This is a genomic window from Mesorhizobium sp. WSM4828 (assembly GCF_055811175.1).
This window is the reverse complement of record NZ_JBVVQK010000009.1, coordinates 164981-182300: the sequence shown is the minus strand read 5'-3', so window position 1 is coordinate 182300 and position 17320 is coordinate 164981. Positions and strand designations below refer to the sequence as shown.

Sequence of the window (17320 nt, the reverse complement as noted above, 5' to 3'; positions counted from 1 at the left end):
ACGATGACTTTCAAAAAAAATTGGAAAATACTAGGCTGATCATACGCAGCCACATGAGAGCCACGGAAGCCGCATGGCCTATCTCGACAATATCGCCGTTTTTGTCCGCGTCGTCGAGCTCGGCAATTTGTCGGCGGCTGGGCGCGACATGCGCATTTCGCCGGCGGTCGCTTCCAACCGGATCAAGGAGCTCGAGAAGCACCTGGGCGTCAGGCTGTTCAACCGTACGACGCGGCAATTGATGCCGACCGAGCACGGCACGGTGTTCTACTCCGGCGCCAAGCAGGTGCTGGAGGCGGTCACCGAGGCGGAAGCGGCGGTCAGCGCGTTATCCGGCCAGCCGCGCGGCACCATAAAGGTGACAGCGCCGCTCGGCCTCGGGCGGCGGCTGGTGGCATCCGGCATCCCGGATTTCCACGACAGGTACCCAGATATCGAGGTGCGGCTCCGGCTTTCCGATCACAATGTCGATATCATGAAGGAAGGCATCGATGTTGCCTTCCGGCTGGGCATCATCGAGGATTCCAGCCTCAGGATGCGCGGCATCATGGAATGCGAGCGCGTGCTGGTAGCGGCTCCGCAATATCTGGACGTGCGCGGTGAGCCGACCGAGCCGCAGGAGTTGATCGGCAAGAAACACGATTGCCTGATGCTGCGCTATTCCGGCGCGCGCGAATATGTCTGGACGCTGCAGACGCCGAATGGGCCGCAAAAGTTTGAGGTGCACGGCCCCTACGATACCGATGATGGCGACGTGCTGACCGGCTGGGCGCTGTCCGGCCGCGGCATCATCAATAAGCCGCGCTTCGAGGTCGAGCCGTTTATCCGCGACCAGCGGCTGAAGGTGATCCTGAGCAACACGCCGCCGACGCCGGTGCAGTTCGCCGCCGTCTACCCGCACAAAAAGCTGCAGGATCCGAAGGTGCGGCTGCTGCTCGATTTCATGGCCGAGCGCTGCCAACGGCTGATCAGGGATATTCTGGCCGGCAAATGATCGCCCGCTGGCCGGTTGCTTTCCGTCCAGCCGACGAGATAATGCCCAAGGAATCTCGCTCAACAGGGAAAAGCGATGGCCAACGGCGCCACAATGTGTCTCGCCGTTTCACTGTCTCCGGAAGCCGCCCCTTCCCATCCGCCCGACGCCGGCCCGGACTTCAGTCTGCTGACGCGGTTCGTGCAAGAAGCCGAAGCGGCCGGTCTGGACATGGTGTTGCTCGGCGATTCCGCGCCGGTTGCAGGCGGGCTGAACCGGCAAATGCGCTTCGAAGCAACGACCTTGGCGGCGGCCCTGGCGACGCTGACAAGCAGGATTGGCCTCGTCGCCGCGGCCTCGACGGTCGCCCACCAGCCCTACAATCTCGCGCGCCGTTTCGCTTCGCTCGATATTATCAGCCATGGCCGCGCCGGCTGGAACGCGAGCCTGATGCCCGACCCGCGCGAGGCGGCCAATTTCAGCCGACCGGAAGGGTTTTCCGGCGACGATTTCCGCCTGCGCGCCGATGAATTCATCGGCATCGTGCAAGGCTTGTGGAAAGGCTGGGACGCAGACGCGCTGCTGTTCGACAAAGTTGGCGGCCGCTTCTTCGATCCCGAGAAGATGCACCTTCTCGACCACAAGGGCGAATATTTTTCCGTGCGCGGGCCGCTCAACGTGGCGCGGTCGCCGCAGGACACGCCGGTGCTGGTCATGTCCGGCCTGTCCGAGCCCGCCATGGATATCGCCGCACGCACCGCCGATGTCGTCCTGCTGGATGGGCCATCGATCGGGCCGGCGAAGGCTGGCGATCTGAAGCGCCGTGCGCTTGCCTTCGGGCGCAGGCCGGAGGCGCTGAAAGTGCTGATGAACGTTACCGTCAGCGCCGAAATAACCGCCGCACCGGACCTGTTTGCGGACAAGCTCGAAGAGTGCTTTCGCTCGAAAGCCTGCGACGGTTTCAACATCGCCACGCCGCTCACGTCGGCGCTCGACGATTTCATCGGTCTCGTGCTGCCGGAGCTTCGCCGCCGCGGCCTTGTCCGGTCCGGCTACAGCGCGGCGACACTGCGCGCCCATCTCGGGCTCGCCGGGGAGGATCGGCAATGAGCGCCGGTCGAGGCCAGATGAAGCTCGGCGTCTTCCTGTGGGCGACAGGCCATCACATCGCCGCCTGGCGCCATCCGCAGGCGCATGTCACGGCCGGCCTCGACATCGACCATTACATCCAGCTGGCGCGGACGGCGGAAGCAGCCAAGTTCGACATGATCTTCTGCGAGGACGCCGCCGGCGTGCGCGAGGCCAATGTCAACATCGCCAGCCAAACGTCGCGCTCGATCGGCTTCGAGCCGATAAGCCTGCTTGCCGCGCTCGCCGTCCAGACGGAGCGCATCGGCCTCGTCTCCACGGCGTCGACGAGCTATAACGAGCCTTACGGACTGGCGCGGACCTTCCTGTCGCTCGACCATCTGAGCGGTGGCCGAGCCGGCTGGAACCTCGTCACTTCGGCGAGCCAGATCGAGGCCGCCAATTTCGGCTCGACAGGACTGCGCCCACATGCGGACCGCTACGAACGCGCGCGCGAATTCGCTGCCGTGATTACCGGCCTTTGGCGAGGCCAGGGTGGACACGAAGGCAGAAGTTTTTCGGTGCGCGACCCGCTCGATCTGCCGCGCTCGCCACAAGGTGCGCCGGTCATGGTTCAGGCAGGAGCGTCGGACGAGGGCCGCGATCTCGCCGCCCGGACCGCCGATGTGGTGTTCACGGCGGCGCAGACATTCGAGGAGGCGAAGGCCTTCTACGACGGCCTCAAGGGACGGCTGGCGGCCCATGGGCGCGAGCCGGAGGACGTCAAGATCATGCCCGGCGTCGCGCCGGTCGTCGCGGCAAGCGAAGCGGAAGCCCGGGCAAAACATGATGAACTGCAGGAGCTGATCCCGGACGATGTCGGTGTCGCGCTGCTTTCCAGCTATCTCAGCATATCCGATCTCGCGCGCTATCCCATCGACGGACCGCTGCCCGAGCTGCCGGCCAGCGAAGGCATGCAGAGCCGGCAGGCGCTCGTCATCGAGCAATCACGCCGCGACAAGCTGTCCATTCGCCAGCTTGCCCGTCATTTCGCGGGCGCGCGCGGCCATTGGCGCGTCGTCGGAACGCCGGCCCAGATCGCCGACCAGCTCGAGGCACGCTTCGAGGGCGGCGCGGCAGATGGTTTCAACGTCATGCCATCCTATTTTCCCGGCGAACTCGAAGCCTTTGCCACACTAGTCGTGCCGGAGCTGCAACGGCGCGGGCTGTTTCGCACGGACTATGAAGGCAGCACGCTGCGCGACCATCTGGGCTTGAAAAGGCCGGCGTAAAACGACGAGCGGAACGAAAGCCGGACATCGCCGTTTTGGGATGCTGTGCCGCGGCGATGAGGGCGTCTGCGCGCATGTTCGATTGACCTTCCACAGACTTCGCCCTCTTCAAACCACGCGGACGCAACCGCCACAGGAGCCGATCATGGATGCCATCGCCACCCGCAACGACCTGCAATCCAATGCCAAGAAAGAGTGTATCGACCTTCTCAATGCCCGCCTCGCCGACGCCATCGATCTGGCCTTGATCACCAAGCAGGCGCACTGGAACGTCAAGGGACCGCAATTCATCGCCATTCACGCGATGCTCGACACGTTCCGCGAGGAGATCGACGGCCATGTCGACACCATTGCCGAGCGCGCCGTACAGCTCGGCGGCACGGCGCTCGGCACCTCGCAGGAGGTCTCGAAGGCGACTATGCTCGAGGCCTATCCGACCGACATCCACAAGACCCGGGATCACCTGGCGGCGCTGATCGACCGGTATGCCGCAACCGCCAAGCGGGCACGCGCGGCGATTGACGAGGCGGCAGGTGCGGGCGACGCCGACACTGCCGACATCTTCACCGCCTATTCGCGCTCGCTCGACAAATTACTGTGGTTCCTGGAGGCGCACACACAGGAAAAGGAATAGAAGGAAACGTCAGCCGGCCATCTCCTTGCCGCGACGGGCTTTGGACGGCGCTGCCGGTGTTATCGCGTGAGCGGCCAACGCCGTCATGATTTCGGCCGTGGCGAGTGCGGCGATCACCTGTGGGCGCTTGTCCTTGACCGCATCGCCGCCGATCGGCGAGACGAGGCGGGCAAATTCCGCCTCGCTTCCGTCCGCCGATTTCAGGAACCAGTTCCGGAACGTCGCCTTCTTGGTCCTGGAACCGATCATGCCGACATAGACGGCATCGCGGCGTTTCAGCGCCTCGGCGACGATCAGGAAATCCAGCGCGTGGTCATGGGTAAGGACGACGAAGGCGGATCCAGCCGGGGCTTCGCGCACCATTGCCTCAGGCATCGGCGTCAGCTTGGTTTCGACCGTATCCGGCATGCCCTCCAGCGCCTCGGCTCGCGTCTCGACAACGACGACATGCACCGGCAGCAAAGCCACCGCCGAGGCCAGCGCATGGCCGACATGGCCGCCGCCGAAGATGTAGACATGCGGCAGTTGCGCCTCCTCGGCCTCCGCCGCCGCAACAAGCTTGGCTTCAAGGGCGGGGTCAACCAGCCGGATCAGCAGCTCGACCCTGCCGCCGCAGCACTGGCCGATCTCAGGGCCTAGCGCGATGTCGAGGGTGGCGCGGATATCCCTCCCCCTTGAGGGGAGGGTGGCGGCGAAGCCGTCGGGTGGGGTCGCCGCGGCAGTGCTCGACGCGCTGGCGGTACCTTCTGAGACGACCCCCTCTGGCCGCTTCGCGGCCATCTCCCCCTCAAGGGGGGAGAAAAGCATCTGCCGCGCTTTGTCGATCGCCATATATTCGAGCTGGCCGCCGCCGATCGTGCCGAAAGTGGCCGATCCCGAGACGAGCATGAGGGCACCCGTCTCGCGCGGCGTCGAGCCTTTTGTCCCAGCCACCTCAACCAAGGCGACCCGGCCGGCACCGGCAAGAAAGGCTTTCAGGCTCTGCACTTTCGCGTTCATCATTCGCGTTCCCTATCGCGAAATATAGAGTTTTTCGGCCTGAATTGCACGTTTTCCGGGATTCAAGTGCCGGTCCTGGCTTCCCGCTTCAGCCGTTCGATCGCCATCAGCACACGCTCCGGCGTCGCCGGCGGGTCAAGACGCGGGCAGATCTTGTGGCTGGCAACGCTCGCCACAGCGTCCGACAGCGCATGCAGCACCGACATGGCGAGCGGGAAAGGCGGCTCCCCGACCGCCTTGGAGCGGTGCACCGTCGGCTCGCCCGCTTGCGCCCAGTCGGCCAAAGTGACGTTGAAAATCTTCGGCCGGTCCGACGCGAGCGGGATCTTGTAGGTCGACGGCGCGTGGGTGCGCAGCCGCCCCTTGTCGTCCCACCACAGTTCCTCCGTCGTCAGCCAGCCCATGCCCTGGATGAAGCCGCCCTCGACCTGGCCGAGGTCGATGGCGCGGTTCAGCGAGCGGCCGGTTTCGTGCAGGATGTCGGTGCGCTCGACGATATATTCGCCGGTCAGCGTGTCGACGGAGACTTCCGAGCACGCGGCTCCATAGGCGAAATAGTAGAAGGGATGGCCCTCGCCCTTGTCGCGGTCCCAATGGATTTTCGGCGTCTTGTAAAAACCCGCCGCCGAAAGCTGGATGCGCGCCATATAGGCCTGCCTGACGAGATCGGCGAAGGCGATCTCCTGGTTGCCGATGCGCACGCGGTTGGGCAGGAACAGCACCTGATCGCGCGGCACCTGGTATCTCTCGACGGCAAAATTGATCAACCGGTCCTTGATCTGGCGGGCGGCATTCTGCGCCGCCATGCCGTTGAGGTCGGAGCCGGAAGACGCGGCGGTGGCCGAGGTATTCGGCACCTTGCCGGTCGTCGTCGCGGTGATCTTGACCTGATCGAGGTCGATCTGGAACTCTTCCGCCACAACCTGCGCCACCTTGACATAGAGGCCCTGCCCCATCTCGGTGCCGCCGTGGTTCAGATGCACCGAACCGTCGGTATAGACATGCACCAGCGCGCCGGCCTGGTTGTAATGGGTGGCGGTGAACGAGATGCCGAACTTGACCGGCGTCAGCGCCAGTCCGCGCTTGATGAAGCGGCTGTTGGCATTGAAAGCATCGATGGTGCGGCGGCGCCTCGCATAGTCGGAACTCGCCTCCAGCTCGGCGACGATGCGGTGGATGATGTTGTCCTCGACCGTCTGGTGGTAGGGCGTGATGTTGCGGTCGCTAGTGCCGTAGAAATTCTTCTTGCGGATTTCGAGCGGGTCCCTGCCGACGGCAAACGCGACTTCGTCGATGACGCGCTCGGCGCCGACCATGCCTTGCGGACCGCCGAAGCCGCGAAAGGCGGTGTTCGATACCGTATTGGTGTAGAGCGGCGCCGATTGCGCGTGCACCGCCGGCCAGAAATAGGTGTTGTCGCAATGGAACAGCGCGCGGTCGGTGACCGGGCCGGAGAGGTCGGCCGAGAAGCCGCAACGCGCCGCGAACATGAAATCTACGCCCAGAATATTGCCCTCGTCGTCGAAGCCGACCTCGTAGTCGACGAGGAAATCGTGGCGTTTGCCGGTGGCGATCATGTCGTCGTCGCGGTCGGGCCGGATTTTCACGGCCCGATGATGTTTCTTCGCGGCGATAGCAGCCAATGCCGCAAACTGATTGCCTTGCGTTTCCTTGCCACCGAAAGCGCCGCCCATCCGGCGGATTTCCACCGTCACCGCGTGGCTCGGCACACCGAGCGCGTGGCTGACCATGTGCTGGATTTCGCTCGGGTGCTGGGTCGAGGAATAGATGGTGACGTCGTGGTCCTCGCCAGGAATGGCCAAGGCGATATGGCCTTCGAGATAGAAATGCTCCTGGCCGCCTATGCGCATTTTTCCCTTCAGCCGGCGCGGCGCCGCCTTAATTGCAGCCGCTGCATCACCGCGCTTCAGCGTCAGCGGCGGCGTGACCAGCTTGTCTTTCCTGGGATCGAGCTCGGCGACATCGGCGACGAACGGCAATTCCTTGTATTCGACCTTGGCCAGCCTCGTCGCGCGGCGCGCCTGCTCGCGGGTTTGCGCGATGACGCAGAAGATCGGCTGGCCGGAAAATTGCACCTTGCCGTCGGCCAGCACCGGCTCGTCGTGACGGCCGGTCGGCGAAATGTCATTCTCGCCTGGCACGTCACTCGCCGTCAGCACATCGATGACGCCGGGTGCGGCGCGCACCGCCGAAAGGTCCATGCTGGTGATGGTGGCATGCGTCGCCGTCGAAAGCCCAAGGCAGCCGTGCAGCGTGCCGGCCGGTTCCGGCATGTCGTCGATATAGACGGCCGTGCCACTGACATGCTTGTGCGCGGAATCATGGCGTTGGTCGGTGGCGACGCCGCCGGCGATTTTTTGCGCCTTCAGGTTTGGCGTGGCGTGCTTGTTCATCATGCCGCCTCGTGCCGTGATACCTGGATCGGCGCCCGGGTACCTGTGGTTTCGGCAAAGAAGCGCAGCAGCAGGTTGCGCGCCGCCAGCGCCCGGTATTCGGCGCTTGCCCGCATGTCGGTCAGCGGGGTGAAATCGCCGGCGTAGGCGGCCATCGCCGCCTCCACCGTCGCTTCCGTCCAGGGCCTGCCAAGCAATGCCTTTTCGACGCCAAAGGCCCGCTTCGGCGTTGCCGCCATGCCGCCATAGGCGATGCGCACATCCGCCACCTTGCCATCACCGGCGAGCTTCAGGAAAAACGCGCCTAGCGCTGCTGTGATGTCTTCGTCGCGGCGCTTGGTGATCTTGTAGACGGCAAATTTCGTCTCGCTGCCCGGCACCGGAACATGCACGGCCTCGACGAATTCGCCGGGCTGCCGGTCCTGCTTGCCATAGGCGATGAAAAAATCCTCGAGCGGGATCGTTCGACGCTTGTCGCCGCGGCGCAGCGTCAGGCGGGCACCTAGTGCGATCAGCGGCGGCGGCGTGTCGCCGATCGGCGAACCATTGGCGATATTGCCGCCGATTGTGCCCATGTTGCGCACCTGATCGCCGCCGATGCGGTCGAACAGCGGCCCGAGCGCCGGGATGCGCTTCGCCAGCGTCGAGAAGGCTTCGCTATATGTGACACCGGCGCCGATCGAGACGACGCCCTTGTCCTCGGAAATCCCGCACAGACCATCGAGATTGCCGATGAAAACCGCCGGCGCAATATCGCGCATGTGCTTGGTAACCCAAAGGCCGACATCGGTCGAACCCGCGACGATAGTGGCGCCCGGCTCCTTGACCAGCACGCTGGCCAGATCGTCGGCATTGGCCGGCACGATCAGTCGCCTGTTGCCGGAGCCGATCTCGATGCGCGAACCGTCCTTCATCGCTTCGAGCTTGGCCGTGACTGCCTTGCGCTCCGCCGCCAGCGGATCCTTTGCCGCCTTGCCGTAGCTGGAGATGGCACGTGCGGCGCGCATGATCGCCTCGTAGCCGGTGCAGCGGCAGAGATTGCCTTGCAGCGCCTTTTCAATGGCGGCGTCCGACGGCTCCGGCGACCGCATCCACAGCGCATAAAGCGACATGACGAAACCCGGCGTGCAGAAGCCGCATTGCGAGCCATGGAAATCGATCATAGCCTGCTGCACGGGGTGCAGTTTTCCTGCGTCGCCGCGCAGATGCTCGACCGTCACGACATGCGTGCCGTCCAGCGAGCCAAGGAAGCGAATGCAGGCATTGACGCTTTCATAGACCAGTGTTCCACCGGAGAGCCTGCCGACCAGCACCGTGCAGGCGCCGCAGTCGCCCTCGGCGCAACCTTCCTTGGTGCCGCGCAGCGAGCGGTCGAGCCGCAACCAATCGAGCAGTGTCTGGTCGGGTGCAACCGTGCCGAGCGCGACGTCCTCGCCATTGAGGATGAAGCGGATTTCGTTGCGTGTCTTGATCCCGGCCATCTCAGCTTCCCCGGTAAGTCGAATAGCCGAACGGCGACAGGAGCAGCGGCACATGATAGTGCATCGGCTCGGCCATGCCGAAGCGGATCGGCACATGGTCGAGGAAGGCCGGTTCCGGCAGTTTTGTCCCTTGCCGGCGCAGATAATCCCCGGCCGCAAAGACCAGCTCGTATTCGCCGGTACGGAATTCCGCGCCGGCAAGCAGCGGAGCATCGCAACGGCCGTCATCATTGGTGACGACCGTTTTCAGATGCGTCCGGGCATGGCCGTCAAGGTGATAGAGCTCGATCGACAGACCGGCCGCCGGCTTGCCGGCCGCAGTGTCGAGGACATGGGTCGTCAGGCGCCCGCCTTCGGCTTTCGACGTTTCCGCCACTGGCTGCTCCATTCCCTGCATAGTCGAACACTATTCATGAATTGTGCGCCAATTAAAGGCGATGCATAAGTCCCGGTCGAGCGGAGCGCGACAAAAACACTTTCAAAAATTTCGGGGGAATGCGCAGGCACTCCTTTCGACTATTCTGATCACAATTTCCGGCAGGAGCGAGAATGCGTTACGAACGAGACATGCGCGGCTACGGAGCCAATCCGCCCGATCCGAAATGGCCCGGCGGGGCGCATGTCGCGGTGCAGTTCGTCGTCAATTACGAAGAGGGCGGTGAGAATTGCGTCCTCCACGGCGACAAGGCTTCGGAGGCTTTCCTGTCGGAGATCGTCGGCGCCGCACCCTGGCCCGGCCAGCGTCACTGGAACATGGAATCGATCTACGAATACGGCGCCCGCGCCGGCTTCTGGCGATTGCTGCGCCTGTTCAGCGAGGCGCAAGTGCCGGTCACCTGTTACGGCGTCGCCACGGCCCTGGCGCGTTCGCCCGATCAGGTTGCGGCGATGCAGGAGGCCGGCTGGGAGATCGCCTCGCACGGGCTGAAATGGATCGACTACCGCGACCACGCGCCAGAAGACGAGCGCCGCGACATGGAGGCGGCGGTCCGGCTGCATTATGAGGTAACAGGCGCGCGGCCGACCGGGTGGTACACCGGCCGCACCTCGATCAACACGGTGCGGCTGGCAGCGGAAGAGGGCGGCTTCGACTATGTGTCGGACACGTATGACGACGAACTGCCTTACTGGTTCGAGCATGTCATACCGCACGGGTCGGCGAAGCCGCAGCTGGTCATCCCTTATACGCTCGACGCCAACGACATGCGCTTTGCCACGCCGCAGGGCTTCAACTCTGGCGACCAGTTCTTTGCCTATCTCAGGGATAGTTTCGACACGCTCTATGCCGAGGGCAAGGCAGGGCGGCCGCGCATGATGAATATCGGCCTGCACTGCCGCCTCGTCGGCCGGCCGGGCCGAGTCGCGGCATTGAAGCGCTTCATCGACTACGTCAAATCGCACGACAAGGTCTGGCTGGCACGGCGCATCGACATTGCAAAACACTGGCAGGAGACGCATCCGTTCCGGTTGCCGGCGCTGCGCCCGTCGAAAATGGAATTCGATGCCTTCGTCCACGCATTCGGCGGCGTCTTCGAGCATTCGCCGTGGATTGCCGAGCGCGCCTATGAGCTGGAGCTCGGCCCGGCGCATGACAGTGCCGGCGGCCTGCACAATGCGCTCTGCCGCGTCTTTCGCGCGGCAAGCGAGGCCGAGCGGCTTTCCGTGCTCAACGCCCACCCCGATCTTGCCGGAAAACTGGCGCAGGCCAGGCGGCTGACGGCGGAATCGACGAAGGAACAGGCTTCGGCCGGGCTCGACGCGCTGACCGACGACGAGCGCGAGCTGTTCGCAAAACGCAATGCCGCCTACGTCACCAGTTTCGGTTTCCCCTTCATCATTGCTGTGAAAGGCAAGACCAAGCAGGAGATCCTGGCCGAGTTCGAGGCGCGTATCGGCAACAGCCACGATGTCGAATTCGAAACCGCCTGCAGACAGGTCGAGCGCATCGCGCTGCTTCGTCTCAAGGACATGCTTCCGCAATAGGCTTTGGCTGCCGCGATGGGCCCTGGCTTCCGCAACAGGCTTGAATTTATGGATATGATGAAAATGGCCGAGCGAACCTATTATGCGCCGCAGGGCGGACATCCCGGCCAGAGCGAATTGCTGACCGGCCGCGCTGTATTCACGCAGGCCTATGCCGTCATCCCCAAAGGCGTGATGCAGGACATCGTCACCAGCGCCTTGCCGTTCTGGGATGGGACACGCGTCTGGGTGCTGTCGCGGCCGCTGTCGGGTTTTGCCGAGACATTTTCGCAATATATCGTCGAGCTCGCACCTGGCGGCGGCAGCGACCGCCCTGAGCTTGACGCCGCCGCCGAAGGTGCGCTGTTCGTGGTCGAAGGCGAGCTGAGCGTCTCGCTTGGCGGCAAGAAACATAGCTTAAGGCCGGGCGGCTTTGCCTTCCTGCCGCCGGCGAGCGGGTGGACGGTGCACAATGAAAGCGCCGCCGCCGTCCGCTTCCACTGGATCCGCAAGACTTATGATGCAGTCGACGGCATCGACCAGCCGCAAGCGTTCTTCGCCAACGAACAGGACATCGCGCCGACGCCGATGCCGGGTACCGAAGGCCGATGGGCGACCACGCGCTTCGTCGATCCTGAAGACATGCGGCACGACATGCATGTCACCATCGTCACGCTCGAGCCGGGTGCGGTCATTCCCTTCGCCGAGACGCATGTCATGGAGCACGGGCTCTATGTGCTGGAGGGCAAGGCGGTCTACCGTCTCAACCAGGACTGGGTAGAGGTCGAGGCTGGCGACTATATGTGGCTGCGCGCCTTCTGCCCGCAGGCTTGTTACGCCGGCGGCCCAGGCAAATTCCGCTATCTCCTCTATAAGGACGTGAACCGCCACGCCAAGCTTGGCAGCGCCGGCGTCGCGCGACCTACACCATGACCCGCATCGTCGCGCGGCCGCTGACCCGCGAGAGTTTCGCCGAATTCGGCGACGTCATCGATATGGGCGGCGACAACCATTACCCGATCAATGGCGGCAAGGCCGAGCGCTATCACGACCTCGCCACCGCGGAAGCACGAGGACCGAATGCGCGCGTGCTGATCTCGATGGTGCGTGGCACGCCCTATGAACTGCCGTTGAAGCTTACCATGGTGGAGCGCCATCCGTTTGGCAGCCAGGCCTTCATCCCGCTGTCACCACGGCCGTTCCTGGTCATCGTCTGCCATGACGGCGAGGAAGGCCCGGGCGAGCCGCATGCCTTCATCACCGCGCCCGGGCAAGGCGTCAACTATCCGCGCAATTTGTGGCACGGCGTGCTGACGCCGGTCGGCGAGCCGCAGGACTTCCTGGTCGTCGACCGTGGCGGCGACGGCTCCAATCTTGAAGAGTGCCACTTCTCGCACGCCTACGAGATCGATCTTCCCGATGGGAGCCGGTGATGACCGACATTTCGCTGATCGACCGCCTGCTCGACGTTATCGAGCACGACATCGTGCCGAAGACCGTCGAAGGCGTCGCGCATGGCAACAAGCTGTTCGGCGCGGCGATCCTGCGCAAGGACGACCGTTCGCTGGTGCTGGCCGAAACCAACAACGAGACAGAAAATCCGCTCTGGCACGGCGAGGTGCATTGCCTGAAGCGCTTCTACGAACTGCCGAAGGCCGAGCGCGTCGACACCAAGGATGCGATCTTTCTTGCCACGCACGAACCTTGCTCGCTCTGCCTGTCGGCGATCACCTGGACCGGCTTCGACAATTTCTACTATCTGTTCAGCCACGAGGATTCGCGCGACAGCTTCGCCATCCCTCACGATCTGAAGATCCTGAAGGAGGTCTTCACCCTCGACCCCGGCGGCTACAATGCCGAGAACGCCTATTGGAAGAGCTTTTCGATCCGCAGACTCGTACGATCGTTGCCCGAGACCGAACGCAAGCGGTTGGAAGCACGGATCGGCACAATCTCCGCCCGCTACGACGAGCTGTCCGGCGCCTATCAGGCAAGCAAGGACGAAAACGACATTCCGCTGAATTGACGCGGATGCCTAGCTTACCTTCGCCTTCTTCAGCACCTCATTAATCCTGGCTTGCCAGCCTTTGCCGGTGGCCTTGAATTTGCTGACGACATCCTGATCCAGGCGGATGGACACAACCTGCTTGGGCTTCTCCACGGCCGGCCGACCACGAGCACGTCTGATGCTCTCGAAAAGTTCAGGGAACACTTCCGCGAAAGGCCTGGCTTGCGCCAGCTGTTCGTCGGTCGCCTCCGCGTCATCAGGATCAGCAACAATTTGTCTTTGGATTTCCGCCTCCTCCTCATCGGTAAGCGGTCGAACGCGCGATTTAGGATCGTTCATATCCTGACCTTTCCTTTCGGCTGGCGCGACGCATCGAGATCACCGAAATGGCTTCGGAACCGAGCGGCTTGAAAATCACGGCGAGAATAGTCTCCTTGTATTTGCCAATCGCTTTGAACCGGCCAGCTTTGGCTGGGAGGACGGTCGCGGTCGCAAAGAACTCGATATCGAGTCTGGCAAAATCGAGACCGCGATTTTCGAGGTTCGTCACACGCTTCGGCTCATCCCAAACGATTTTCAGGCGAGACCATCCTCAGTGCGTCGGTCCAAGCGAATAAACGTAATACATAAATTAACGGAACAGCGCAAGATGGAAATCGAGTGAGGCCCCGCCAAAATCGTCGTCGCGACGACACAGACCGTCGCCGGTTTGACTTCATGGCATAGGCGCTTCGTGCGTCACTGACATCCTGGAGAGCATGCATGAAAACCGTCACTGAATTCCCCCGCAAGATCGTCGAATTTCCCGACATGGGGATCGTCATGCCCGACGGCTGTCGCCTGTCGGCGCGGGTATGGATGCCGGCCGATGCTGCCGACGATCCGGTGCCGGCAATCCTCGAGCACCTGCCCTATCGCAAGCGCGATGGCACGATCTACCGCGATCAGCTGACGCATCCCTATTTTGCCGGCCACGGCTACGCCTCGATCCGTGTCGACATGCGCGGCAATGGCGATTCCGAAGGGCTGATGGGCGACGAATATTCCGAGCAAGAGCTGCAGGACGCCTGCGATGTCATCGCCTGGGCTGCGGCCCAGCCCTGGTGCAACGGCAATGTCGGTATGATGGGCATTTCGTGGGGCGGCTTCAACTGCCTGCAGGTGGCGTCTAAGCAGCCGGCGGCGCTGAAGGCGGTCATCAGTCTCTGTTCGACGGTCGACCGCTATGCCGACGACATCCATTACAAGGGCGGCTGCCTGCTGATCGAGAATTTCGGCTGGGCCTCGACCATGCTGTCCTATTCGTCGCGGCCGCCGGATCCGTTGCTGGCCGGCGACAACAGATGGCGCGACCTGTGGCTGACCCGGCTGGAGAACCAGCCCTTCCTGGCGCCGCAGTGGCTGAAGCACCAGCATCGCGATGCCTATTGGAAGCGCGGCTCGATCTGCGAGGACTATTCCGCCATCCATGCCGCGGTGCTGTCGATCGGCGGCTGGCATGACGGCTATCGCAATACGATTTCCCACCTCGCCGCCAATATCGAGGCGCCGGTCAAGGGCATCGTCGGCCCGTGGATCCACAAATACCCGCATTACGCCGCGCCCGAACCGCGCATCGGCTTCCTGCAGGAGGCCTTGCGCTGGTGGGACCACTGGCTCAAGGACATCGACACCGGCGTCGAGGCCGACCCCGCCTACCGCGCCTATCTCATGGACAGCGTGCGTCCGGCGCGCTGGCATCCCGAGCGGCCGGGCCGCTGGGTCGCTGAATCGGAATGGCCGTCACCCAACATCAAGACGCAAGAGGTTGAGCTTATCGCTGAGGGCAACCACGCTATCGTCGCTTCGCCGCAAAACTGCGGCCTTGCCGGTGGCGAATATTTCCCCTTCACCTTCGGCCCGGAACTGCCGGGTGACCAGCGTCCCGACGATGCGCTGTCGGTGTGTTTCGACCAGCCGGTGCTGATCGAAGCGATCGACATCGTCGGTGCTCCCGAAGTTGTGGTCAGGGTCTCGTCGGACCGGCGCCAGGCGAACATCGCGGTTCGGCTGTGCGACGTCCATCCGGACGGAGCGTCGGAGCTGATCTCCTACGGCGTGCTCAACCTGACGCATCGCAACTCGCACGAATTTCCCGAAGCGCTGGTACCCGCCGAAACCGTCAGCGCCCGGGTGGTGCTCGACCAATGCGCCTATCGCGTGCCGGCCGGCCACCGCTTGCGTGTTGCCATCTCCAACAGTTATTGGCCGATGATCTGGCCGTCGCCGGAGCCGGTCCGGCTGGAATTGTCGGCCGCGGCGTTGATGCTGCCGCTGCGCCCGCCGGCGACATGCGACGAGGTCACCTTCCCCGCCCCCGAAGGCGCCACGCCCTGGGCAACCGAAACGGTCCGCGCCGCCAATTCCGAGCGTCATGTCGATCGCGACGAAAAGACCGGAATGATCACGCTTTCCATCGTCGACGATTTCGGCGAAGTGCGCGACCTGGAGCATGGCCTCGCCAATGGGAGCGTCGCCAGAGAGACATGGTCGATCCATCCCGACAATCCGCTGTCAGCGTCGGGCAAGACGCATTGGACCCAGACGCTGTCGCGAAATGAATGGTCGGTGCGCACCGAAGCCTTCGCCGAAATGCGCTCCGACGCGCAAAGCTTCATGGTTAGCGCCAGAATTGAAGCCTATGAAGGCGAGAAACTGGTCTTCGAGCGCAACTTCGAGGAGAAAATCCCGCGCGAACTGCTTTGAGCGCTTATAGCGATTGGTCCAATTGCGACGCACGATTTACGCCACGGCATGTCGCATTCGGTCTTGCTTACCGCTTTCCCTTACGGTCATTATTCTCCCGATTGAAATGAGAAAAAACGACCATAAGGTCGGACCAACAGAGTGAGGAACTCAACATGTCGAACGAACTGGAATACCTGAGCCGGCGCGTTGCGTCCGGCAAGCTGAGCCGTCGCGATTTTCTCGGCCGGGCGGCAGCGCTCGGCGTCACCGCAACCTTCGCCAATTCGCTGCTTTCCGGTGCCGCACGCGCGGCGGGTCCGGTCAAGGGCGGCACGCTCAAGGCCGGCCTGGTCGGTGGCGAGTCCACCAACAGCCTCGATCCGGCGCTGTTCATGACGCAGGTGCCGTTCGCCTTCGGCAAGATGTGGGGCGAACTGATCGTCGAGCTGTCTCCCGAGGGCAAGCTCGAGAACCGCATTGCCGAAGAGATCGGCTCGTCGGACGACGCCAAGACGTGGACGCTGAAGATCCGCGATGGCGTCGAGTTCCACAACGGCAAGAAGGTGACCGCTGAGGACGTGGCCGCCACCCTCGAACGCCATTCGGACGAGAAGTCGAAGTCCGGCGCGCTCGGCTACATGAAAGGCATCGAGAGCATCAAGGCCAGCGGCAAGGAAGTGGTGCTGACGCTGAAGGAGCCGAATGCCGACCTGCCCTATCTGCTTAGCGACTATCACCTGATCATCCAGCCGAACGGCGGCAAGGACAAGGCCGATGCCGGCATCTCGGCGGGCCCTTACAAGGTCACCACCAACGAGCCCGGCGTGCGCCATGGCGGCGAGCGCTTCGCCAATTACTGGCAGGGCGACAAGATGGGCCATGCCGACCAGATCGAGATCATCGTCATCAACGACGCCACGGCGCGCACGGCGGCGCTGCAGGGCGGCCAGGTCCACATGATCAACCGCGTCGAGCCGAAGATCGTCGACCTGATCAAGCGCGTGCCCGGCGTCACCATCCGCAACCATTCGGGACCCGGCCACTACGTCTTCATCATGCACTGCGACACCGCGCCGTTCGATAACAACGACTTGCGGATGGCGTTGAAGCTGGCAATCGACCGCGAGGAAATGCTGAAGAAGGTGCTGCGCGGCTATGGCTCGCTTGGCAACGACTTCCCGATCAATGCATCGTACCCGCTATTCACCGAGATCGAGCAGCGCAAGTACGATCCGGACAAAGCCAAGTTCCACTACAAGAAGTCGGGCCATGACGGTGCCGTCCTGCTGCGGACGTCGGATGTCGCCTTCCCCGGTGCCGTCGACGCCGCACAGCTGTTCCAGCAGAGTGCTGCCAAGGCCGGCATCAAGCTGGAGATCAAGCGCGAACCGGGCGACGGCTACTGGTCGGAAGTCTGGAACAAGCAGCCCTTCTGCGCCTCCTATTGGGGCGGCCGCTCGACCCAGGACCAGATGTACTCTACCGCCTATCTGTCGACGGCCGACTGGAACGACACACGGTTCAAGCGTCCGGATTTCGACAAGATGGTGCTGGCGGCTCGCGCCGAGCTCGACGAGGCCAAGCGCAAGGCAATGTACCACGACATGGCTGTGATGGTGCGCGACGAGGGCGGCCTGATCCTGCCGATGTTCAATCAGTTCATCGACGCGACGGGCGCCAAGGTTGCCGGGTGGGTGGATGATCCGCATCAGGAGTTGATGAACGGATATGCTCTGGCGAAGTGCTGGCTCGAAGCCTGAGC

General features: G+C 63.3%; 16 protein-coding genes. 10 read left to right on the top strand and 6 right to left on the bottom strand.

The window, feature by feature from the left end; translation table 11 throughout:
• Positions 1-73 precede the first annotated feature (73 nt).
• From AC0L2X_RS13445 to dps, 4 genes are all read left to right on the top strand, one after another.
• Positions 74-994, top strand: a complete 921-nt coding sequence (locus AC0L2X_RS13445; protein WP_352464534.1) for a LysR family transcriptional regulator — start codon at positions 74-76, stop codon at positions 992-994.
• Between the two features lie 75 nt (positions 995-1069).
• Positions 1070-2083, top strand: a complete 1014-nt coding sequence (locus AC0L2X_RS13440; protein ID WP_473599923.1) for an LLM class flavin-dependent oxidoreductase — start codon at positions 1070-1072, stop codon at positions 2081-2083.
• A complete protein-coding gene (locus AC0L2X_RS13435; RefSeq protein WP_473557763.1) occupies positions 2080-3333 on the top strand; it encodes an LLM class flavin-dependent oxidoreductase in 1254 nt (417 codons plus the stop codon). The genes AC0L2X_RS13440 and AC0L2X_RS13435 overlap by 4 nt, the downstream gene beginning before the upstream one ends.
• Positions 3334-3478: 145 nt before the next feature.
• Complete coding sequence (gene dps / locus AC0L2X_RS13430; protein ID WP_473557765.1) at positions 3479-3967, top strand: DNA starvation/stationary phase protection protein Dps; 489 nt, start codon at positions 3479-3481, stop codon at positions 3965-3967.
• A gap of 9 nt (positions 3968-3976) precedes the next feature.
• Here the strand turns inward: dps and xdhC are convergent, their stop codons facing one another.
• The 4 genes from xdhC to uraH form a co-directional block, all read right to left on the bottom strand.
• On the bottom strand, positions 3977-4966 hold the full coding sequence (xdhC, locus tag AC0L2X_RS13425; protein WP_473557856.1) for a xanthine dehydrogenase accessory protein XdhC: 990 nt from the start codon (positions 4964-4966) through the stop codon (positions 3977-3979).
• Positions 4967-5028: 62 nt separating this feature from the next.
• On the bottom strand, positions 5029-7380 hold the full coding sequence (gene xdhB / locus AC0L2X_RS13420) for a xanthine dehydrogenase molybdopterin binding subunit (RefSeq protein ID WP_473557768.1): 2352 nt from the start codon (positions 7378-7380) through the stop codon (positions 5029-5031).
• Entirely contained in the window at positions 7380-8861 is a 1482-nt protein-coding gene (gene xdhA, locus AC0L2X_RS13415; RefSeq protein WP_473599922.1) for a xanthine dehydrogenase small subunit, read from the bottom strand. The genes xdhB and xdhA overlap by 1 nt, the downstream gene beginning before the upstream one ends.
• Before the next feature lies 1 nt (position 8862).
• On the bottom strand, positions 8863-9237 hold the full coding sequence (uraH, locus tag AC0L2X_RS13410) for a hydroxyisourate hydrolase (RefSeq protein ID WP_473599921.1): 375 nt from the start codon (positions 9235-9237) through the stop codon (positions 8863-8865).
• A 173-nt stretch (positions 9238-9410) separates the two neighbouring features.
• Here uraH and puuE point away from each other — a divergent pair, with 173 nt between their 5' ends.
• The 4 genes from puuE to AC0L2X_RS13390 all read left to right on the top strand — a co-directional run bounded on the left by puuE (position 9411) and on the right by AC0L2X_RS13390 (position 12849).
• Positions 9411-10844: an allantoinase PuuE gene (gene puuE / locus AC0L2X_RS13405; protein ID WP_473599920.1), complete on the top strand. Its 1434-nt coding sequence runs from the start codon at positions 9411-9413 to the stop codon at positions 10842-10844.
• A gap of 63 nt (positions 10845-10907) precedes the next feature.
• Positions 10908-11756 carry a bifunctional allantoicase/(S)-ureidoglycine aminohydrolase gene (locus tag AC0L2X_RS13400; RefSeq protein WP_473599919.1) on the top strand — a complete coding sequence of 283 codons (849 nt, stop codon included), beginning with the start codon at positions 10908-10910 and terminating at the stop codon, positions 11754-11756.
• A complete protein-coding gene (locus AC0L2X_RS13395; RefSeq protein ID WP_473599918.1) occupies positions 11753-12256 on the top strand; it encodes an ureidoglycolate lyase in 504 nt (167 codons plus the stop codon). Before AC0L2X_RS13400 ends, AC0L2X_RS13395 begins: the two co-directional genes overlap by 4 nt.
• Positions 12256-12849: a nucleoside deaminase gene (locus tag AC0L2X_RS13390; RefSeq protein WP_473599917.1), complete on the top strand. Its 594-nt coding sequence runs from the start codon at positions 12256-12258 to the stop codon at positions 12847-12849. Before AC0L2X_RS13395 ends, AC0L2X_RS13390 begins: the two co-directional genes overlap by 1 nt.
• 9 nt (positions 12850-12858) lie before the next feature.
• On the opposite strand, the gene AC0L2X_RS13385 is transcribed toward AC0L2X_RS13390, so the two are convergent.
• Positions 12859-13170, bottom strand: a complete 312-nt coding sequence (locus tag AC0L2X_RS13385; RefSeq protein ID WP_473557784.1) for a BrnA antitoxin family protein — start codon at positions 13168-13170, stop codon at positions 12859-12861.
• Positions 13157-13411, bottom strand: a complete 255-nt coding sequence (locus AC0L2X_RS13380; protein WP_473557858.1) for a BrnT family toxin — start codon at positions 13409-13411, stop codon at positions 13157-13159. Before AC0L2X_RS13380 ends, AC0L2X_RS13385 begins: the two co-directional genes overlap by 14 nt.
• A 182-nt stretch (positions 13412-13593) precedes the next feature.
• On the opposite strand from AC0L2X_RS13380, the gene AC0L2X_RS13375 reads away from it, so the two are divergent.
• Together AC0L2X_RS13375 and AC0L2X_RS13370 are read left to right on the top strand one after the other, a co-directional pair.
• Positions 13594-15576, top strand: coding sequence for a CocE/NonD family hydrolase (locus tag AC0L2X_RS13375; RefSeq protein ID WP_473599916.1), 1983 nt, complete (start codon positions 13594-13596; stop codon positions 15574-15576).
• A 155-nt stretch (positions 15577-15731) separates the two neighbouring features.
• The gene (locus tag AC0L2X_RS13370; RefSeq protein ID WP_352490389.1) at positions 15732-17318 is read left to right on the top strand and encodes an ABC transporter substrate-binding protein; all 1587 of its coding nucleotides are present in this window, start codon (positions 15732-15734) and stop codon (positions 17316-17318) included.
• Positions 17319-17320 lie beyond the last annotated feature (2 nt).